This window comes from Lutimonas vermicola (genome assembly GCF_038433205.1).
Lineage (GTDB): Bacteria > Bacteroidota > Bacteroidia > Flavobacteriales > Flavobacteriaceae > Lutimonas > Lutimonas vermicola.
In genome coordinates this window covers 343,509-363,938 of sequence record NZ_JBCDNA010000001.1, presented here as the reverse complement: position 1 = coordinate 363,938, position 20,430 = coordinate 343,509, and the positions used below count along the sequence as shown (strand labels likewise).

The following is a 20,430-nucleotide window of genomic DNA, read 5'->3' as shown; positions in this document are numbered from 1 at the left end:
CCCTTTAGAAGCCGACTGCAGTATCATCACCCCTGGGGTCTGCCCCTCCTTCCAATCGACCATCAGGCAAAACCAAAATGGCGTCTACTTTTCCAAGGATCCTTGACTTCCCCTGGCTTATTTGATATCCCTTTTGTTTCAGGGATTCAAAATGAATGGTATCAAATGAGTTTTCAAACAGGATAACGTCGGGAAGCCATTGATGATGAAATCTTGGCGCAGCTACAGACTCCTGCATTCCCATGTCAAATTCAATGATATTGAGAATATTCTGCAATACAGAAGTAATAATTGTCGACCCCCCGGGAGAGCCTACAACCATAAACAACTTTCCATCCTTTTCAACAATTGTTGGCGTCATTGAACTCAGCATGCGTTTCTCTGGTTCTATTGAATTGGCCTCACCTCCTATTAAACCAAACATGTTGGGTGAATTGGGTTTTGAACTCAGGTCATCCATCTGATTATTTAAAAAAAATCCACCCTCTTCCACATACACCTTTGATCCATAAGCTCCGTTGAGTGTATTTGTTACCGAAACAGCGTTACCAAAAGCGTCAACAATCGAATAGTGGGTCGTTTCATTGCTCTCGATAATATCGATATTTCCATGACTTACTTCAGACGAAGGAGTCGCCTTCTCCCATGAAAAATCCTCCATTCTTCCATTGTTATAACGGCTTGACAATAAGGTATCCAATGGAATTATATTGAAATCCGGATCGCCCAGGAAAAAAGACCTGTCAGCATAGACCCTGCGTTCTGCTTCACTCAGCAACTGAATATATTTATCACTGTTGTGTTTATACTGACCAATATCATAAGGCTCTATACTTTTTAAGATTTGGCCAATGCATATGCCTCCGCTGGATGGAGGAGGCATCGAAATAACCTTATAGCCTTTATAATCAAATATAATAGGTTCACGCCAAACTGCCTTGTATTTTTTTAGGTCTTCCTTTGTAATGATACCCCCTAATTCACTCAAATAATCCACAAGTAAATCTGCCGTTTTTCCTTCGTAAAATTCGGCCCTTCCGTTGTCTCGAATTCTTTCAAAGGTTTTCGCCAATGCAGGATATTTAATAGTATCACCCGCTGTCCAGTCCTTATCCAGAAAAATGGTTCGCTGATTCGCTTTTTTAAAATACTTTCTGTAATTATTTAAGCTTTCTGCCTGCTTTTGTGTAACAACAACACCTCTTTTAGCAAGATCTATTGCAGGTTGTATCAATTCAGAAAACGGTTTAGATCCAAATTTCTGATGCAATTCAAAAAGGCCGGCAATTGTTCCCGGTACACCTACCGCCATAGCGCCCAGCGTGCTTTTTTCAGGTATAATTTCACCCTTTTCATCCAGATACATGTCTCTGTGAGCTGCAAGAGGTGCCTTTTCCCTGTAGTCCAAGGATCCTGTTGTCCCGTTTGAGGTTCTGAATACAGTAAATCCTCCGCCACCGATATTTCCTGAAAATGGGTAAGCAACTACCAATGCAAGATCGGTGGCAATCATCGCATCGAATGCATTTCCACCGTTTTTAAGAATAGATGTCCCTATGACTGAAGCTTCGGCTCTGGCACTCACTACCATAGCGCTATCCGCAATCAAGCCCTTTACAGGTTCTACTGATATGTCCGGCTTTTTACAGTTTGCTAAAATCAGTAGAAAGAAAAATAAAAAACTTAATTTTTTCATTGATATGGATTTGGTTTTTATATAAATAATTGATCAATATCTAATAATTTCTGATGGCTAAACTCCTGCAATTCGTCAAAAAACAAGGTAAAATCATTTTCAAATTCCTTGTAATTCTCTTCAAGATCCTTTATGGCCAGATTCATGTTTGATAAGCCTCCGGTTCTGCGATTCATTCCCTCGAGTACTTTTTGAATACCCCCTATCTCCGCATAACTGAGCAACCAGTCTTCCTTGATCAGATATTTAGTCATATACTTGATCTTTTCGGGCAAGACTTCATAATGCCGTTTAAGTTTCCCATAAAATGCCTGGGTATAATCACCAAGCGGTTTTTCTGAATACAAATGCCAGTTTTTCGCTAACATATGATCATAAAAAATATCAACAATGATCCCCCTGTACAAGCCATAATCATCGTCAAGCCTTCTTTTGCTGTTTCTCACAATTTCATGGGCATCAGTGAAGGAGTCAATTTGTCTGTGAAGCAGTATTCCTTTCTGCAGGTCAATAGAAAACGCCTTATACTTATTTCCTTTGACGTGATCAGCCATAAAATTACCTATGCTTATGAGTTCATCATTTTTCGAGAGATATATATGTGCTAAATAGTTCATTAAACCTTCGGGTTCAACAGTCAAAAATACTGTTTTATTAATTTTATTGTAACTTTCTGAAATTCAAAACTAACATTTCGACCTAGAAAACTGGAGTTCTTAAATCAAAAATCCAAATATACGTACATAAACTTCAAGTTTTTTACTCAAAAATTAATTAGTCTAATTTAACTCTCTAACAATGAAATCAAAAATTTACAATTTCTTAATTATTATGCTTTTCTCTATACCTGCTTTAGCTCAGACTTATCAGGTAAACGGAATTGTAACGGATTCTGACGGGCAAGCGCTGCCCGGGGTATCAATATCCGTAAAAAATGGGGAATCAGGAACTTCAACAGATTTTGAAGGAAACTATTCTCTGGATGTAACTAACGGCGATATTCTTCTTTTTACATTCGTCGGATTCGAAACTCAGGAAATCACAATGGATGGAAGCGCAACCGTTAATGTTTCAATGGCTCAAGGGGTTGAACTCAGTGAAGTTGTCGTTGTAGGTTCCAGAAATCCTAACAGGACAGCAACAGAAACCGCAGTACCTGTTGATGTAATAGATATAAAAGAGCTTATTACGACTGGTGCTCAGACCAGCCTGAATCAAATACTTACGTATGTCGCTCCTTCGTTTACGTCAAATACACAAACTATTTCTGATGGTACAGATCATATTGACCCGGCTTCATTACGAGGATTAGGGCCAGATCAGGTATTGGTTTTAGTAAATGGAAAAAGACGTCACACCTCATCTTTGGTCAATGTTAACGGAACGTTCGGAAGAGGTTCGGTCGGTACGGATTTAAATGCCATTCCAACGGCGGCTATAGAAAGAGTCGAAGTGTTACGAGACGGTGCCGCTGCTCAGTATGGTTCAGATGCGATTGCAGGTGTGATAAATATTGTCATGAGAAAAAGCGCCACTTTAACAGTCAATGCAAATACAGGGGCTCATTTTTCTAGCAAATCCGGAGGATATGAACAAGGTGGTACAGATGGTGAGACAAACGGTATTTCTATTAACTACGGCGTGCCGATTGGCGACAAGGGAGGATATATTAACGTTACCGGAATGTATGATTCGAGAAACCCGACCAATAGAATGATTGAATGGGAAGGTAATATATTCAATTCCTACAATTCGATTGAAAGGGTTGCTAATGCCGATGGGTTCAACCTTTTAGCCTTACAGACTGATTTTGATGCCATACAATCCTATGCTCAGGGAGCAGGATTACCTGGTGACGTTTTAAACGAAGTCAATGATGCGTCCACTATTGCTGATCTTCAGGCGGCTTTATCAGCAGATAATACGGAATCTGAATTAAATGCAAGGGGACAGGAAAGAAAGGATTATAACATGAGGGTTGGCCAGTCTGGCCTGCGCAGTGGAAAATTTTTCTTTAACGGAGAAGTTCCTTTAACCGAGCAAAGTACCCTATATGCTTTTGGAGGTATGAGTGTTAGAAACGGTGATGCGGCTGGATTCTATAGATTGCCAAGTCAAGAAAGAGCATTTACTCCTGTATACATTGATGGTTTTTTACCAGAAATACATTCTTCAATTCTTGACAAATCGATTTCGGCAGGAATAAAAAGCAAGATAGGAGAATGGAATGTAGATTTCAGTAATACCTGGGGGCAAAACAGTTTTGATTACAATATACAAAATACATCAAACGCAACGATGCAATATGCGACCCCTGTTGAATTTAATGCAGGTGGATTTGCATTTACACAGAATACTACGAATTTCGATATGAACAAATTCTACCCGGATGTCATGTCTGGATTCAATGTGGCTTTCGGAGGTGAATTCAGGATGGAACGATATGAAATTTTCGCAGGAGAGCTGGGTTCATATGCAAAATTCGATACGGATGGAAATGTGTGGGACATTAATGACCCAACAAGCATTGAAGTGGTAGATTTCTTTGGAAGAGCCAGGCCGGGAGGATCTCAAGTGTTTCCCGGATTTAATCCTGATAACGAGGTGAACAAAACGAGAAACAGTGCAGCAGCCTATTTGGATCTGGAAGCTGATATAACGGATAATTTTCTGCTGAGCGGGGCACTGCGATATGAAAATTACAGTGATTTTGGCGGTACGATGAACTTTAAACTGGCGACCAGGGTCAAATTAGGAGATGATTTTTCCTTAAGAGCTTCTGCCAATACAGGGTTTAGGGCACCTTCTTTACATCAGCTGAATTTCAACAGTACTTCTACTATTTTTGTTGACGGGGTTCCAACGGATGTCGGTACTTTTTCAAATGACAGCAGGGCAGCAAAACTTCTCGGGATACCGCAGTTGAAAGAAGAACAATCAAGGAGTGGGAGTATCGGTTTTACGGGTAAACTCCCCAATCTGAACCTAAGTTTTACTGTAGACGGATATTTCATCGCTATTGATGACAGGGTTGTTTACACGGGTCAGTTTTCCCCTTCAAATGACGGTAGCCCGGGTGATGAGCTTTTAAAAAGTCTTTTGGAGCAAGCCAATGCCGGATCAGCAACGTTTTTTGCGAATGCCATTGATACGGAATCATACGGTTTAGATGTTGTTATTACACACAATGCCAATTTCAGAAACAGCAATTTAAGAACCGATTTTGCTTTAACTGCCGGGCAAACCAAACAGGTTGGAGACATCAAAGCTTCTCCCGTACTGGAAGCGGCAGGACTGGTTGACACCTACTTTGATGAAACAAGCAGAATTTATTTAGAAAAAGCCGTTCCAAGAACTAAAATGAATTTGACATTCAATTATAATATCAATAAATTCAATGTTATGTTCAGAAGCGTTTATTTTGGTAAGGTCACCGAAGCGACAAACAATGTTGACAATCAACAGGTTTTTGGATCGAAAATTGTAAATGATTTATCATTAAGCTTTTTGGCCACTGAATCACTTCGACTCACGATTGGCTCAAGTAATATTTTTGATACCTATCCTGACAGAAATATTGAAGCCAACCGCAGCAGTGGTCGTTTTGAATACTCAAGAAGATCACAGCAATTTGGTGCAGGTGGGCGCTTTATGTTTGCAAGAATGACCTTTACGTTACAATAAACGATTGTAATTTGAAAATAAAGGCCTCGGGATACGAGGCCTTTTTTTATGCAATATTGTGAAATAAGGTAAATTGAAAGAATTAATTTTAATAGATTTGCACTACGGATGATTTCTCTCCTCAAGAAGGAATTATACATGTATAATTCTATCTGGTTTTAACGATATAATCAGGTATTCAATTCTATTCTTATGTTAGTGAAAGACAATAATGCTTCAAACAAAGCAATAACGCTTGAAGAAAAATACGGCGCACATAATTATCACCCGCTACCCGTTGTTTTAAATAAAGGAGAAGGTGTTTATGTATGGGATGTTGAAGGTAAAAAATATTATGATTTTTTATCGGCTTATTCTGCAGTAAATCAAGGACATTGTCATCCCCGTATCATTGGTTCATTAAAGGACCAGGCTGAAAGGTTGACCCTTACCTCAAGGGCATTTTACAATGATCAGTTGGGGGAATATGAAAAGTATGTCACTGAATTTTTCGGGTTTGACAAAGTACTGCCTATGAATACCGGAGCAGAAGCAGTCGAAACGGCTATCAAGCTTTGCAGAAAATATGCCTATGAGAAAAAAAACATAGCACAAGAAAAGGCACAGATTATTGTTTGCGAAAATAATTTTCATGGCAGGACAACAACAATCATTTCTTTTTCCAATGATGAAACAGCAAGAAAGAATTTTGGGCCCTATACACCGGGATTTATCAAGATCCCGTATAATGATACCGAGGCCCTTGAGAAAGCCATTAAAGAAAATGATCATATAGCCGGTTTTCTGGTGGAACCTATCCAGGGTGAAGCAGGTGTTTTTGTGCCATCTGAAGGATATCTTAAAAAAGCCCTTGATATTTGCAAAAAGAATGACATACTCTTTATAGCGGATGAAGTGCAAACCGGCATTGCCAGAACAGGTCGTTTACTGGCCACCTGTGGAAATTGTGATTGTCCTGACAAAAACTGCTCCGGCACTCCTGAGGTAAAGCCAGATATTCTAATTTTAGGAAAAGCCCTTAGTGGTGGTGTCTATCCTGTATCAGCTGTGTTGACAAACAATGAAATCATGGAGGTTATCAAGCCTGGTCAACACGGATCTACTTTTGGAGGAAATCCGTTGGCTTCAGCTGTTGCCATGGAGGCATTGCGCGTGGTAAAAGATGAAAACCTGGCTGAAAATGCTGATGAAATGGGTAAATTATTTCGCAAAGAAATGAACAAACTCGTAGAAAAAAGCGATTTAGTTACAATGGTAAGAGGAAAAGGTTTATTAAATGCCATCGTGATAAATGAATCAGAAGACAGTTCCATGGCCTGGAACATTTGCTTAAAATTACGAGATAATGGTTTATTGGCAAAACCAACACATGGCAATATCATTCGATTTGCCCCTCCCCTGGTGATCACCAAAGACCAGCTTTTGGAATGTGTAAAGATCATCCAGGACACAATTTTATCCATGGAGCCGTGAATGGTTATTGATTGAATCACATTGTCAAAATGATATAAAAAAAACCTGATAATTTTATTATCAGGTTTTAAATTTTAAATCAGGCTGACTGTTTAATAACCTTCGGTAAGGTGTTGTAATTTAACTTTGTTCTCTAACTTAATCTTCTTTCCGGATAAAGTAATATAACCTTCTTTTTTAAATTCAGAAAGCAACCTGATTGTAGATTCTGTGGCCGTTCCTATGGCGTTTGCAATTTCTTCCCTGGTAAGGGTTACTGAAATAAAGCCATCATTATCAACCCCAAAAATTCTTTCAAAAAATAAGAGAGACTCCGCCAATCTCTCTCTAACATTTTTTTGTGCCATATTCGCTATAGACGAGTTTGCCTCATCAAGATCTTCTGCCAGGGACTTTGTGATTTCCATAGAAAATTCAGAATTATTTTTGAATAGTTCAATAATTTCATGCTTTGGAATAAAGCAGACATCCATATCTTCAAGAGCTGTGACCGTTAAATGTGCCACTGAATTACTGATTACTGATCTGTGCCCAACCAATTCTCCTTTTCTGATAAATCTTACTATTTGCTCTTTGCCGTTAGGCGCCAGTTTTGTAAGTTTACATTTACCATTTCTCAAACAATAAACACCTCTTAACGAAGTGCCTTCGCTAAAAACCACCTCCCCTTTTTGAACGTGAATCGTTGATTTTTTCTTGGCAATGGCTTGTAATTCAGCTGCCGAAACAGAATTCAACGAATTAAGATCTCTAATAACACATTTTTCACATTCTTCTCTCATAAACTTGGATTTTCATTTTGCAAATTTATATAAATTCTGACAGCATTCATTTTTTTATGTAATTTTTTTATAAGAAATTTACCATTTTTCCAAAAGATCTATGTCTAAAGAAAACTGCTACCACTGCGGTCTTGACTGTAATGCTGATAAAATTGAATTCGAACAAAAGTCATTTTGTTGTAATGGATGCAAGACGGTTTATGAAATACTTAACCAACACGAATTATCCTGCTATTACGATCTTGAATCGGCCCCTGGCACCATTCCGACTGACATTAAGGGTAAGTTTGACTATCTGGATAATGTTGATATAGCATCAAAACTGATCGAATTTGACGATCTTGAAACCTCTGTGGTGAATTTTTATGTTCCCACTATTCATTGCAGCTCTTGCATATGGGTGCTTGAAAATTTACACAAGCTCAATGCAGGAATCAAGGTTTCCTTGGTGAATTTTCCCAAAAAAGAGGTGAGAATTACCTTTAGAAAAAGTGAGATTTCCCTTAAAAATGTTGCGGAACTTATCACTTCAATCGGTTATGAACCCTATATAAGTCTGGATCATGTGGAGGCCAACGTGAATAAAATCGATCGAAAACTCATTTATCAGGTTGCAGTGGCCGGTTTTGCTTTTGGAAACATCATGATGCTTTCTTTTCCGGAATATTTCCAAATGGACGAGTACTGGCTCAACCGGTTTAAACCTTTTTTCAGGGGCTTGATGTTCCTGCTGTCTTTACCCGCCCTGTTTTACTCTGGTAAAGACTATTTGATTTCAGCTTATAAAGGACTTTCACATGGCATTCTGAATATAGATGTTCCCATTTCGCTTGGTATTCTTGTATTGTTTTTCAGAAGTACTTATGAAATTGCCACGAATACAGGGCAAGGCTATTTTGACAGCCTTACCGGCTTGATCTTTTTTTTACTCCTCGGAAAGGTTTTTCAGCAAAAAACCTATGGATTCTTGTCATTCGAAAGAGACTATAAGTCTTATTTTCCAATAGCCGTTACAAGAATCAGTGCTAACCGAAAAGAAGAAAACGTTAGTGTTCATGAAATTGAGCAAGGAAACCGTTTACTGATCAGAAATGGAGAAATTATGCCCGTTGACGGAATCCTGATCAACGGAAATGCCATGATCGATTATAGCTTTGTAACGGGAGAATCGCTCCCGGTAGAAAAAAAATCAGGTGACAAATTGTATGCCGGAGGCAAACAAACCAGTGGTGCGATAGAAATGGAAGCCATACAATCTGTAAAACAGAGTTATTTGACGCAACTATGGAGTAATGATATTTTTAAGAAAAATGATTCCAAAGATATCAAGTCGCTCACTGACTCTATCTCAAAACAGTTTACCATTGTAATTCTTTCCATTGCCCTAATATCAGGTATATACTGGTATTTTACAGATAAAAATGCGGCCTTTCAGGTGGTATCAGCCATATTAATCATTGCCTGCCCCTGTGCCCTGGCACTGTCAGCGCCCTTTGCCCTGGGCAATATGATCAGGATCTTCGGCAAGCATAAATTTTATCTAAAGAACACCCAGGTGATTGAGTCTATGTCTAAAATTAATGATTTGGTTTTTGACAAAACCGGAACCATTACTTCGAATCGACAGGCCTCCATCTCCTATTTTGGAAAAAAGCTTGAACCTCATGCACTCAGACAGATCAAATCTTTGCTCAGATCATCAAATCACCCTTTGAGCAGAATGCTCCATGATCACATCATTGAGAAGGAACAAGGAGAAGTCATGCATTTTAAAGAATTTACCTCTAAAGGAATTCAAGGAGAAGTTGACGGTACCGACATCTTATTAGGTGCTGCTTCATTTGTAGGCATTGATGAAGATAATGGCCTGGACACAGCAATCCATGTGAGGATGGGGAAAGATATCATGGGAAAGTTTGTCTTTAAAAATTCCTATAGAAAAGGGTTAAATGATTTAATTGGTTCCTTAAAATCAAATTATGAAATTTCAATACTCTCAGGGGATAATGAGGGAGAAAAGGAAAGCTTAAAGGCCTTGCTTCCAGCAGGTAGCCATATACTGTTTAATCAAAAACCTGAGGATAAACTAAATTATATCAAATCAAAACAGGAGCTTGGAAAAAATGTAATGATGCTGGGTGACGGGCTCAATGATGCCGGAGCACTTGCTCAAAGCAATGTAGGAATAGCCATATCGGAAAACATCAACGTGTTTTCACCTGCCTGTGACGGAATCCTCGATGCCAAAAGCTTTGAGTTATTGCCTCGCTTTCTAAAACTTACACATAAAACAATGCGTGTGATCAAGCTGAGTTTTGTGATCTCATTTTTGTACAATATCATTGGGCTTCTATTCGCTGTAAGCGGTAATCTCTCTCCGATCGTTGCAGCAATACTAATGCCAATAAGCTCTATTTCAGTGGTTTTATTCGCAACCATCAGCACCAATGTTTTAGCGAAAAAATTATTATATTAGCATATCACAAACAACTGTTATTTTCAAAACATGACTTTTATCATGTTTCTGGTTTTTAACTTTTTGTTTATTTGGTACAACTAAAAAAAATCATTAATGAATATCATATTCATGCTTATTATTGCGAGCCTGTTTATTGCAATCTTATTTTTTATTTTATTCGTTAAATCGGTCAAGTCCGGTCAATATGACGATGTGTACACGCCTTCAGTCAGAATGCTCTTTGACGATGAATTGGTAAACGACAAATCATCGGATAAAAAAAGCAGCCAAAAATCAATCAACTAATTATTAACTAAATTTTTCAAATGGAAAAAGAACAATTTTATTACGACAACAAAATAGTAAAAATGTTTCTTGTTGCTACCATACTTTGGGGTGTGGTAGGAATGTTAGTAGGGCTACTGGTAGCTTTTCTGTTTATTTTCCCAAATTATATGGAAGGTATTTCCTGGCTTAGTTTTGGCCGATTAAGACCTTTGCATACCAATGCCGTGATATTTGCATTTGTCGGGAATAGCATTTTTATGGGGATTTATTATTCTATGCAGCGTTTGTTGAAAACAAGGATGTTCAGCGACACTCTCAGCAAAATTCATTTCTGGGGGTGGCAATTGATCATTGTGGCCGCGGCCATAACCCTTCCTCTGGGTTTAACCAGCTCCAAAGAATATGCTGAACTGGAATGGCCCATTGATATAGCCATTACCCTGATATGGGTAGTGATGGGGATCAACATGATAGGGACTATCCTCAAAAGGCGCCAACGCCATATTTATGTTGCTATTTGGTTTTATTTAGCCACACTTATAACTGTAGCCGTGCTGCATATTTTCAACAATTTGGAATTACCGGTCTCCGCCTTTAAAAGTTATTCCATCTATGCGGGAGTTCAGGATGCCCTGGTTCAATGGTGGTATGGTCATAATGCCGTAGCCTTTTTCCTTACTACTCCTGTTTTGGGTTTGATGTATTATTTCGTGCCTAAAGTAGCTAACAGACCCGTTTATTCCTACAGGTTATCAATCATTCATTTCTGGTCACTGATCTTTATTTATATCTGGGCCGGACCCCATCATTTATTATATACCGCTTTACCGGAATGGGCTCAAAATCTTGGAACCGTATTTTCAGTGATGCTTATTTTCCCTTCTTGGGGGGGTATGATAAATGGTTTATTGACTTTAAGAGGTGCCTGGGATAAGGTAAGAGAAAATCCTGTTTTGAAATTCTTTGTTGTGGCGATAACCGGTTATGGTATGTCTACATTTGAGGGGCCAATGCTATCCTTTAAAACACTGAATGCCATTGGGCATTATACCGACTGGATCGTGGGTCATGTGCATATCGGTGCCTTAGCCTGGAACGGATTTATGGCGGCAGGTATTATTTACTGGCTTGCAGGTAAATTATGGAAAACAGAACTGTACTCTACAAAACTTGCCAATGTCCATTTTTGGCTCGGGACTTTAGGGATTCTATTTTATGCACTCCCACTATATGTTGCCGGTTTTACACAAGCGATTATGTGGAAGCAGTTCAATCCTGACGGGACGTTAGTGTATGGGAATTTCCTTGAAACGGTTACCCAGATCATGCCAATGTATATGATGCGGGCCTTTGGAGGTACTTTATACCTTACAGGATTTATTTTACTGGCCTATAATGTGATCAAAACCGCTCAGGCAGGATCAACTGTAGAAGACGAGTTGGCCGAAGCCGCTCCTTTAAAGAAAATCACTTCATCGAGAATGGCAGGAGAAGGATTTCATTCCTGGCTGGAAAGAAGAACGATCCTTTTTGCATTCTTGGTTGTTATAGCTGTTGCGATTGGCGGTGCCGTCGAGATTATCCCTCTTTTGACCGTTGACTCAAACATTCCAAAGATCACCTCAGTGAAGCCCTATACCCCTCTCGAATTAGAAGGCAGGGATATTTATATAAGGGAAGGTTGTAATAACTGCCATTCACAAATGATCAGGCCGTTCAGATCGGAAGTGGAACGATACGGAGAATATTCCAAAGCAGGCGAGTTCGTGTATGATTTCCCATTCCTGTGGGGATCGAAAAGAACGGGCCCGGATGTGCATAGGGTTGGTGGTAAATACAACGATAACTGGCACTTTAATCATATGATGGACCCCAGAACTACTTCTCCAGGATCAATCATGCCTCAGTATCCCTGGCTTATCGAAGATGATTTAGACATCTCGAAAACAGTAGACAAGATTAATGCCATGGTAACACTGGGTGTTCCTTACACACAGTTTGAACTTGAAAAAGCAGTATATCTGCTCAAGAATCAGGCTGGTGAAATTGAAAACAACCTGAGACAAGATCCGGAATTTGTAAAAAATTACGGGGATGCTCATATTGAGACTAAAGAGATTGTTGCGGTAATCGCCTATTTACAGCGATTAGGAACAGACATCAAAGTAGAGACAACAGAATAAAAAGCAGTTTATGTTAAAATTTATAAAACACCATTTAGATACGATGTCAGGAGTTGAAATATATCCCATCATTTCGCTGCTACTTTTTTTTATAGTCTTCACAACCATGTTAATCATCGTTTTGAAGATGCCTAAAAAAAATATTGAAAAACTAAGCAATTTACCATTGGATAATGATCTAAAAAACATCAATCATGAGTGACAAAAAACAAACAAGTGGATGGAAAAAATTTGTTCAGTCCATGACCAAGGCACATGAATTGGACAAGGAGGAAGAAATATTGACAGACCATGATTACGACGGTATAAAAGAATTAGATAATGTACTTCCACCCTGGTGGAAATACGGATTCTATATTACCATAGCCATTGGGATTTTTTATTATGTACAGGTATTTACAAATCCCGAAAAATACAGTCAGGAAAAGGAATATAAGGCAGCAGTAGAAAAGGGAAAACAAGAAGTTGAGGCTTATAAAGCGGCCAATCCAGAATTGTTTCAGCTTGATGTGACCCTGCTTACCGATGAAGAAAGCCTTGCCGCTGGTCAAAAGAATTTTGCCACCTATTGTGTCGCCTGTCATATGGCAGATGGCGGAGGAGGAATTGGCCCGAATCTTACAGATGACAAATGGATCCTTGGCGGAGGTATGGAAAACATTCTAAAAACGCTTAATGAAGGTGGTAGAGCCGGGAAAGGGATGATTTCCTGGAAAAATACATTTAATAATGATGAACTTCAGCAACTTGCCAGCTATGTAATTTCCTTAAATGGAACTACACCTGCCAATCCTAAGGCCGCTGAAGGCGACATCATTTGGAGTAAACAGTAGTTCGCATTTAGTTCTCGCTTAAGTGAGCTGCTGTGTTTTTGATTTTTTTAGTTAGTAGTAGAAAAGGCTACGCTTGTCTTCTAAAGATAATGTAGCCTTTTCAAATACCCCCAAGTACATGAACAACAGCGAACAGGAAAATTTTAGAGACAGCATTGCGACCATTGATAAGGAGGGGAAAAGAAATTTTATCCATCCCTTAAAACCTAAAGGCAGGTATACCAATTACCGCACTTATGTAAGTTGGTTCCTTCTTTTTATATTATTCGCATCTCCTTTTATCAAGGTCAATGGGAATCAGTTTTTGCTTTTTAACATCATCGACCGTAAATTCAACATTTTTGGTCAGCCTTTCTGGCCACAGGATTTTTATTTACTGGTTTTGTCCTTATTGGTTTCTGTAGTTTTTATTATTCTTTTTACCGTCATTTTCGGTCGTATATTTTGCGGCTGGATGTGCCCTCAAACCATTTTTATGGAAATGGTATTTCGCAAAATTGAGTACTGGATCGAAGGTGATAGAAATAAGCAAATCAAACTCGAAAAGCAAGCCTGGAATGCTGAGAAAATTAGAAAAAAAACGCTTAAATGGTTTTTATTTGGAGTCGTTTCATTTTTAATCGCCAACGCTTTTTTAGCTTATTTTATCGGTGGAGATGTACTGATACAACACGTAATGGACGGGCCCATTGCACATGTGGATACTTTTGTAAAACTTCTGGTTTTTACTTCGGTGTTCTATTTTGTTTTTGCCTGGTTCAGAGAACAGGTATGCATCATTGCCTGCCCTTATGGTCGCTTACAAAGCGTACTTCTCGACAATAAATCAATTGTTGTGGCCTATGATCATAAAAGGGGTGAGAACCGACAGAAATTGAGAAAAAATGAAGATCGTGAAGAAAAACAATACGGCGATTGTATAGACTGTAAGCAATGTGTTCTTGTCTGCCCCACAGGTATTGACATACGCAATGGAACCCAATTGGAATGTGTTAATTGTACTGCCTGCATCGATGCTTGTGATTCAATGATGGATACCATTGGTTTTGACAGAGGCCTTATAAGATATGCCTCGGAAAACAATATTGAAAAAGGTGAGAAATTCTCCTACAATGCACGAATTATAAGTTATATTGTGGTTTTAACCCTATTATTTACGTTTTTTGTAACACTTTTATTCCTTCGCAATGACGTGCAGGCTAACTTCTTGCATTTACCGGGTCAGTTATATTCAACCGAAGGGGAAGAAGTAAGAAACGTTTATACGTTTAAAATTATAAACAAAACAAACGATCCTTTCGAAAATGTGGACATTCAACTCATGTCGCATGAAGGAAAAGTAGAAGTGGTTGGTGGTCAGGTAAATATACCAAAAGGAGGTATGTATGAAGGCACTGTTTTTATTAAAATAAATAAGGAAAACCTATCTTCTTCCAAAGAAAAAATTGATTTGGGCATCTATGCTAAAGGAGAGCTCATTGATGAAGCAAACACGAACTTTTCCTCTCCTTTACAGAATAAATAGTTTATATTATCAGAAATTAAAGCATATGAAGATACGATTGAACTGGCCTACCGGAATATTTATAGCGATACTGAGCTTTATGGTATTTATACTCTCATTTGTGTATAAATCAATCGCCATGGATGAATACCAGCATGAACTTGTCTCTGAAGATTATTACGGAGACGAGCTCCGCTATCAGGAGGAGATCGATAAATTAAATAATGCCAAACATCTCAATCAGGATATCGAACTTAGAAACACGAAAAATGGAGTTACAATCAGTTTCCCAAAAGATATTGATCCCTCATCAATAAGTGGCTCGATCTACTTTCAAAGATTGTCAAATGAGAAACTGGACTTTACCGAAGAGATCAAGCTAACAGATCATGAGCAACTCATTTCTGTTGACAAACTTGTTTCGGGAAAATGGATCGTTAAAATTGACTGGATGGCAGGAAAGAACTCTTATCTTTTCAAAGATTCCTGGTTTTATTAAAAGAAAATATTATTCTGTACACTGCACTCATATTAGGACTATTAGGAAGCTTCCATTGCATAGGCATGTGCGGGCCCATTGCTTTTGTGTTACCTGTAAATAAAGACAATAAATTCAAGACCTTTTTAGGAACAGGATTATATCACACAGGAAGGATTCTGAGTTACAGCCTGATCGGTTTATTGTTCGGTTTGCTTGGAAAAGGACTCTACCTGGCTGGTTTTCAACAGCGCTTGTCAATTTTGGTAGGGATTGCCATGATTTTGATCGTGCTTATCCCTGTTAGAATTTTAAATGCATTTCATTTTACCAGGCCCTTATATCGGATCGTTAGTGAAGTTAAGACAAAGTTGGGCCTTTATTTGAACAAAAGCTCTATGAAAGCCCTTTTTTCTATAGGTTTTTTTAATGGTTTTTTACCTTGCGGCCTGGTTTATATGGCACTTTTAGGGGCTGTTTCAACCGGAGGCTTAATCGAGGGAGCCACCTATATGGCTATGTTCGGACTGGGTACCGTTCCGTTAATGAGCGGAGCAGTTTTTTTAGGGAATTTTTTAAAAGTTTCGTTACGGAATAAAATTCAGAAAGCAATTCCTATATTTGTAGTTATCATTGGGCTCTTGTTCATTGTAAGAGGAATGGGATTAGGGATTCCATATGTTTCGCCTGCAGACACCAAATTAATCATTTCCAATGACCCAAATTCTTGTATAACTGAATGATCTATGAGCAAAAATCCAAATAAATATATTACTGAAGCTGAATTTAACAGCATAACGTCCCATGCAGACCTTTTGAGGATCTTGGACGAAAAAAAAGTTGATTTCAGCGACGTATTGGCCAAAATCCATTATGAAAAAGAGAAAGAAAAGTTGCAGGTGGAGCTGGTTAAATTACAACAATGGGTAAAAAAGAACAACAAACGTGTTGCCATCATTTTTGAAGGTCGTGATGCCGCAGGAAAAGGTGGTAATATCAGAAGGTTTACAGAACATTTAAACCCAAGATCCATGCGATTGGTGGCGCTAAACAAACCAACCGATGTCGAAAAAGGACAATGGTATTTTACGAGATATATTCAACATTTGCCCAACCCGGGAGAATTGGTCTTTTTTGACAGGTCATGGTATAACAGAGCTGTTGTAGAACCGGTGATGGGATTTTGTAACCCACATCAATATGAACAATTCATGGTTCAACTACCCGAATTCGAGCATATGCTTTATGAGGATGGTGTCACCATTGTTAAATTCTGGTTGTCAATCTCCAAAGAAGAACAACTCAAGCGATTCAATGCAAGGGAAGACAATCCGTTAAAACGTTGGAAATTCAGCCCTGTTGATAAGAAAGGGCAGGAATATTGGGATGATTACACTAAATATAAGGAGCGAATGTTTAGTAAAACACATACTCCTTTTAGTCCCTGGGTAATTGTCAAAACAAATAAAAAAGAGACGGCAAGATTGGAATGTATGCGATATGTATTATCGCTGTTCGATTATGAAAATAAAGATGACAGCAATGTCTCGCTATTACCAGACCCCAATGTGATCATGCGATATTTCCGTTCTTTACACAAATACGATTAGACCCCTATGGAACATTTTTCAGAAAAAGATTTAAAAAAATTAAATTCCAAAAAGGGATTGTTATCGATATTATACAGCGATACGATCAATTTACCTAAAACAATCAGGTATATTGATTATGAAAAAAAATTAAAAATACTGCAAACTGAACTGATCAGGCAGCAGGCCTGTATCATGGATAAGAATATGCGTGTTATCGTAATTTTTGAAGGAAGAGATGCAGCCGGTAAAGGAGGGGCCATCAGGAGGATCACAGAAAGGATCAATCCGCGTCATTACCGTATTGTGGCACTTCCAAAACCTACTGAAGTAGAGCAAACACAGTGGTATTTTCAAAGATATATTCAGCAGTTTCCAAAGGCCGGTGAAATCGTCTTTTTTGACCGAAGCTGGTATAACAGGGCCGTTGTTGAACCTGTTAATGGATTCTGCAGTGATGAAGAATACAATCTCTTTATGAATCAAGTCAATGATTTTGAACGAATGATTTCAGAATCCGGAATTTTACTTGTAAAAATATATATGTCTATTTCTAAAAAGGAACAAGCCAAACGTTTTGAAGATATAAAAAACAATCCGTTAAAACAATGGAAAATGAGCAAAGTTGATGAAAAAGCCCAGGAGTTATGGGATTCTTATACCTTTTATAAAAAGAAAATGTTTGAAAATACTGAAAATGGCGGTATTCCATTCAAAGTAATCAAGGCCAACAGAAAAACAGATGCGCGAAAAGAGGTTGTAGAACATATTCTTGAAAGTATTCCTTACGACAAGAACAGAGAGATTTAAACCTGCTTTTTATTATTTCTGAACATAAAATAGAAACCAACCAATATCATTGGAATACTCAATATCTGGCCAGTGTTCAAATCCCATTCGCCTCTTTGATCAACCTGTGCTTCTTTAAAGAATTCAACAATGAATCTTACGGACCATAAAAAGACCATAAAAAGGCCAAAAAGATAACCAAGTTTTTCTCTTTTATTCGTTTTCCAATACACATACCACAGCACTACAAAAGTGATTAAATACCCAAATGCTTCGTATAACTGCGTGGGGTGCCTCGGAAAATCTTCCCCCAGTTGTTTAAAAACAAATCCATAATCAGTGTGGGTAGCTTTACCAATGATCTCAGAATTCACGAGGTTTCCAATCCTAACGAATACAGCGCCACTTGCCACAGGGATAACAATTCTGTCTAAAATCCATAACATAGGTTTCTTAATCACTCTTTTAGAGTAAAAATACATGGCAATGATTATTCCTATTGCAGCTCCGTGACTAGCCAGTCCCTGATAACCTGTAAATTGAAATGGATTAAATTTTACAGGTAAAAGAACTTCCAAGGGGTTCGACAAAAGAAAGGCGGTATCGTAAAATAAAAAATGGCCTATCCTTGCCCCTAAGAGTGTCGCAATTACAGTGTAAATAAATAAAGAATCCAACTTATCCAGGCTTACTCCTTCTCTTATGAAGATCCGTTTCATGATCTGCAGGCCCAAAACAAAGGCAATCACAAACATCAGACTATAATATCTGATCGCAAAAGAACCAATTTTAAAAAGCTCTATGCTAGGATCCCAATCAATACTTAAAAACAACATGAAATTTTATTTTATGACGTAAATATAATTGAAAGATGTTAATATCTGCTCCCCTCCTTACTTTTTATTATCAGCTTCTTTTTCGGGCACAGGATCGTAGCCGCTACCACCCCATGGATGGCATGAAAATATCCTTTTTAAGGCCAGCCAACCACCTCTGAACAAGCCGTGAACCTTAAGGGCTTCAATAGCATATTGTGAACAAGTTGGACTATACCTGCAACTGGCAGGAGTGTAAGGAGAAATAGCAATCTGATAGAACCTGATTAATAATAGAAATGGAAATATCAAAATCCTTTTAATCATATGTTTATCACGTGTTAAATCAATGAATAAGTCGTACCGTCTTTTCCATCTTTCAGTTGTACGCCTACGGCCAATAATTCATCCCTGATTTTATCAGACAGGGCCCAGTCTTTATTGGCTCTCGCCACTTTTCTCATCTCAATCAACAAGTGGACCAAACCATCAACTATGCGTGAATCATCATTTTTATCCATGGAATTCTCCAAGCCCAAAATATCAAAAACAAAATCATTTAAAGCTAAATTTAAGAGATCCAGATCACTTTGAACCAAAGACTCTTTGCCATCATTGATCAAATTGATCCATCTGACTGCCTCAAATAGGTTAGCGATAAGAATAGGAGAATTAAAATCATCATTCATGGCTTCATAACATTTCTCTTGCCATGACCTTATATCTAGCGTGGATTCTTCACCGGCTTTAAGCTTTTTTGACAAATCAACTGCTTCCATAAGCCGGTTAAAACCCTTTTCAGCAGCTAATATCGCGTCATTAGAGAAATCAAGTATGCTTCTGTAATGCGCCTGCATCATAAAAAATCTTGCCACACTGGGTGCGAAAGCCTTGGATATATTCTCGTTTTCACCTGTAAAGATCTCCTCCGGAAGGATATTGTTCCCAGTTGATTTTGCCATTTTTTTTCCATTCATGGTGAGCATATTACCGTGAAGCCAGTACCTGACCGGATTTACATGGTTACAGGCCTGGGCCTGGGCAATTTCACACTCGTGATGTGGAAATTTAAGGTCCATTCCTCCTCCGTGAATATCGAACTCTTCGCCAAGGTATTTCGTGCTCATTACTGTACACTCCAGATGCCATCCCGGAAACCCCTCTCCCCATGGAGAATTCCACCTTTGAATATGTTCAGGCTCTGCCTTTTTCCACAAAGCAAAATCCTGAGGATTCTTCTTGTCAGACTGGCCGTCAAGGACCCTTGTATTCTCAATGGCATCTTCAATGTTTCTTTTCGATAATATACCGTAATGCTCCTTTTCATTGTATCTGAGCACATCAAAGTACACTGATCCATTTACCTCATAGGCCAGGCCATTGTTTAATATAGTTTGAATGGTTTCAATCTGCTCCATAATATGACCCGTGGCAGTTGGCTCTATACTCGGCGGAAGAAAATTGAATTTTTCCAGAATTTGATGAAAATCGGTTGTGTATTTTTGTACGATTTCCATCGGTTCCAGTTGTTCCAGTCTTGCCTTTTTTGAGATCTTATCCTCTTGAGAATCATCGGTGAGGTGCCCGGCATCGGTTATGTTTCTCACATAACGTACCTTGTAACCCAAATGAAGGAAATATCTGAAAATCATGTCAAAAGACATAAAGGTCCGCACATTTCCAAGATGCACGTTGCTATATACTGTAGGGCCGCATACATACATGCCTACATAACCTTCCTTAACCGGTTTAAACAGCTCCTTTTTATTTGTAAGTGAATTGTATAAAATCAACTTCTGCATCATATTTGGTCTTTTGTTTATACGCCTTTTTGCGTCTCCAAATATAAGAACTATTA

The 20,430-nt window shown here is 38.4% G+C and carries 17 protein-coding genes; 11 read left to right on the top strand and 6 right to left on the bottom strand.

Features of this window, described 5'->3' with window-relative positions:
- Positions 1–4: 4 nt before the first annotated feature.
- Both ggt and AABB81_RS01650 read right to left on the bottom strand, forming a co-directional pair.
- On the bottom strand, positions 5–1,696 hold the full coding sequence (gene ggt / locus AABB81_RS01655; RefSeq protein ID WP_342158158.1) for a gamma-glutamyltransferase: 1,692 nt from the start codon (positions 1,694–1,696) through the stop codon (positions 5–7).
- Positions 1,697–1,713: 17 nt separating this feature from the next.
- The gene (locus AABB81_RS01650; protein ID WP_342158157.1) at positions 1,714–2,337 is read right to left on the bottom strand and encodes an acyl carrier protein phosphodiesterase; all 624 of its coding nucleotides are present in this window, start codon (positions 2,335–2,337) and stop codon (positions 1,714–1,716) included.
- A gap of 157 nt (positions 2,338–2,494) precedes the next feature.
- On the opposite strand from AABB81_RS01650, the gene AABB81_RS01645 reads away from it, so the two are divergent.
- The gene (locus AABB81_RS01645) at positions 2,495–5,380 is read left to right on the top strand and encodes a TonB-dependent receptor (RefSeq protein WP_342158156.1); all 2,886 of its coding nucleotides are present in this window, start codon (positions 2,495–2,497) and stop codon (positions 5,378–5,380) included.
- Between the two features lie 192 nt (positions 5,381–5,572).
- Entirely contained in the window at positions 5,573–6,853 is a 1,281-nt protein-coding gene (rocD, locus tag AABB81_RS01640) for an ornithine--oxo-acid transaminase (protein WP_342158155.1), read from the top strand.
- A gap of 92 nt (positions 6,854–6,945) precedes the next feature.
- Here rocD and AABB81_RS01635 read toward each other — a convergent pair whose 3' ends face one another.
- The gene (locus AABB81_RS01635) at positions 6,946–7,635 is read right to left on the bottom strand and encodes a Crp/Fnr family transcriptional regulator (protein ID WP_342158154.1); all 690 of its coding nucleotides are present in this window, start codon (positions 7,633–7,635) and stop codon (positions 6,946–6,948) included.
- A 100-nt stretch (positions 7,636–7,735) separates the two neighbouring features.
- Between AABB81_RS01635 and AABB81_RS01630 the strand changes: the two genes are divergently transcribed.
- From AABB81_RS01630 to ppk2 (AABB81_RS01590), 9 genes are all read left to right on the top strand, one after another.
- Complete coding sequence (locus AABB81_RS01630) at positions 7,736–10,111, top strand: heavy metal translocating P-type ATPase (protein WP_342158153.1); 2,376 nt, start codon at positions 7,736–7,738, stop codon at positions 10,109–10,111.
- Between the two features lie 96 nt (positions 10,112–10,207).
- Complete coding sequence (ccoS, locus tag AABB81_RS01625) at positions 10,208–10,399, top strand: cbb3-type cytochrome oxidase assembly protein CcoS (protein ID WP_342158151.1); 192 nt, start codon at positions 10,208–10,210, stop codon at positions 10,397–10,399.
- A 20-nt stretch (positions 10,400–10,419) separates the two neighbouring features.
- Positions 10,420–12,564, top strand: a complete 2,145-nt coding sequence (gene ccoN / locus AABB81_RS01620) for a cytochrome-c oxidase, cbb3-type subunit I (RefSeq protein WP_342158149.1) — start codon at positions 10,420–10,422, stop codon at positions 12,562–12,564.
- Positions 12,565–12,758: 194 nt separating this feature from the next.
- Complete coding sequence (locus AABB81_RS01615; RefSeq protein WP_342158148.1) at positions 12,759–13,397, top strand: cbb3-type cytochrome c oxidase N-terminal domain-containing protein; 639 nt, start codon at positions 12,759–12,761, stop codon at positions 13,395–13,397.
- Positions 13,398–13,515: 118 nt separating this feature from the next.
- Positions 13,516–14,922: a cytochrome c oxidase accessory protein CcoG gene (ccoG, locus tag AABB81_RS01610; RefSeq protein ID WP_342158147.1), complete on the top strand. Its 1,407-nt coding sequence runs from the start codon at positions 13,516–13,518 to the stop codon at positions 14,920–14,922.
- 25 nt (positions 14,923–14,947) lie between these two features.
- Positions 14,948–15,400 carry a FixH family protein gene (locus AABB81_RS01605; RefSeq protein ID WP_342158146.1) on the top strand — a complete coding sequence of 151 codons (453 nt, stop codon included), beginning with the start codon at positions 14,948–14,950 and terminating at the stop codon, positions 15,398–15,400.
- Positions 15,388–16,122 carry a sulfite exporter TauE/SafE family protein gene (locus AABB81_RS01600; RefSeq protein WP_342159625.1) on the top strand — a complete coding sequence of 245 codons (735 nt, stop codon included), beginning with the start codon at positions 15,388–15,390 and terminating at the stop codon, positions 16,120–16,122. Before AABB81_RS01605 ends, AABB81_RS01600 begins: the two co-directional genes overlap by 13 nt.
- A gap of 3 nt (positions 16,123–16,125) precedes the next feature.
- Complete coding sequence (gene ppk2, locus AABB81_RS01595) at positions 16,126–16,989, top strand: polyphosphate kinase 2 (protein WP_342158145.1); 864 nt, start codon at positions 16,126–16,128, stop codon at positions 16,987–16,989.
- Between the two features lie 6 nt (positions 16,990–16,995).
- Positions 16,996–17,778: a polyphosphate kinase 2 gene (gene ppk2, locus AABB81_RS01590; protein ID WP_342158144.1), complete on the top strand. Its 783-nt coding sequence runs from the start codon at positions 16,996–16,998 to the stop codon at positions 17,776–17,778.
- On the opposite strand, the gene lgt is transcribed toward ppk2 (AABB81_RS01590), so the two are convergent.
- From lgt to cysS, 3 genes are read right to left on the bottom strand one after another with little or no spacing between them, the layout of a single operon-like run.
- Positions 17,775–18,593: a prolipoprotein diacylglyceryl transferase gene (gene lgt, locus AABB81_RS01585; protein WP_342158143.1), complete on the bottom strand. Its 819-nt coding sequence runs from the start codon at positions 18,591–18,593 to the stop codon at positions 17,775–17,777. The two genes, ppk2 (AABB81_RS01590) and lgt, sit on opposite strands and share 4 nt — an antisense overlap.
- A gap of 57 nt (positions 18,594–18,650) precedes the next feature.
- The gene (yidD, locus tag AABB81_RS01580) at positions 18,651–18,899 is read right to left on the bottom strand and encodes a membrane protein insertion efficiency factor YidD (protein ID WP_342158142.1); all 249 of its coding nucleotides are present in this window, start codon (positions 18,897–18,899) and stop codon (positions 18,651–18,653) included.
- Positions 18,900–18,913: 14 nt separating this feature from the next.
- On the bottom strand, positions 18,914–20,377 hold the full coding sequence (gene cysS, locus AABB81_RS01575) for a cysteine--tRNA ligase (RefSeq protein WP_342158141.1): 1,464 nt from the start codon (positions 20,375–20,377) through the stop codon (positions 18,914–18,916).
- Positions 20,378–20,430: the final 53 nt, after the last annotated feature.

Bases quoted from the DNA above. Each gene is read 5' to 3' on its own strand.
- ggt (WP_342158158.1), bottom strand. From the start codon at position 1,696: ATGAAAAAATTAAGTTTTTTATTTTTCTTTCTACTGATTTTAGCAAAC.
- AABB81_RS01645 (WP_342158156.1), top strand. From the start codon at position 2,495: ATGAAATCAAAAATTTACAATTTCTTAATTATTATGCTTTTCTCTATA.
- rocD (WP_342158155.1), top strand. From the start codon at position 5,573: ATGTTAGTGAAAGACAATAATGCTTCAAACAAAGCAATAACGCTTGAA.
- AABB81_RS01635 (WP_342158154.1), bottom strand. From the start codon at position 7,635: ATGAGAGAAGAATGTGAAAAATGTGTTATTAGAGATCTTAATTCGTTG.
- AABB81_RS01630 (WP_342158153.1), top strand. From the start codon at position 7,736: ATGTCTAAAGAAAACTGCTACCACTGCGGTCTTGACTGTAATGCTGAT.
- ccoS (WP_342158151.1), top strand. From the start codon at position 10,208: ATGAATATCATATTCATGCTTATTATTGCGAGCCTGTTTATTGCAATC.
- ccoN (WP_342158149.1), top strand. From the start codon at position 10,420: ATGGAAAAAGAACAATTTTATTACGACAACAAAATAGTAAAAATGTTT.
- AABB81_RS01615 (WP_342158148.1), top strand. From the start codon at position 12,759: ATGAGTGACAAAAAACAAACAAGTGGATGGAAAAAATTTGTTCAGTCC.
- ccoG (WP_342158147.1), top strand. From the start codon at position 13,516: ATGAACAACAGCGAACAGGAAAATTTTAGAGACAGCATTGCGACCATT.
- AABB81_RS01605 (WP_342158146.1), top strand. From the start codon at position 14,948: ATGAAGATACGATTGAACTGGCCTACCGGAATATTTATAGCGATACTG.
- ppk2 (WP_342158145.1), top strand. From the start codon at position 16,126: ATGAGCAAAAATCCAAATAAATATATTACTGAAGCTGAATTTAACAGC.
- ppk2 (WP_342158144.1), top strand. From the start codon at position 16,996: ATGGAACATTTTTCAGAAAAAGATTTAAAAAAATTAAATTCCAAAAAG.
- lgt (WP_342158143.1), bottom strand. From the start codon at position 18,593: ATGTTGTTTTTAAGTATTGATTGGGATCCTAGCATAGAGCTTTTTAAA.
- yidD (WP_342158142.1), bottom strand. From the start codon at position 18,899: ATGATTAAAAGGATTTTGATATTTCCATTTCTATTATTAATCAGGTTC.
- cysS (WP_342158141.1), bottom strand. From the start codon at position 20,377: ATGATGCAGAAGTTGATTTTATACAATTCACTTACAAATAAAAAGGAG.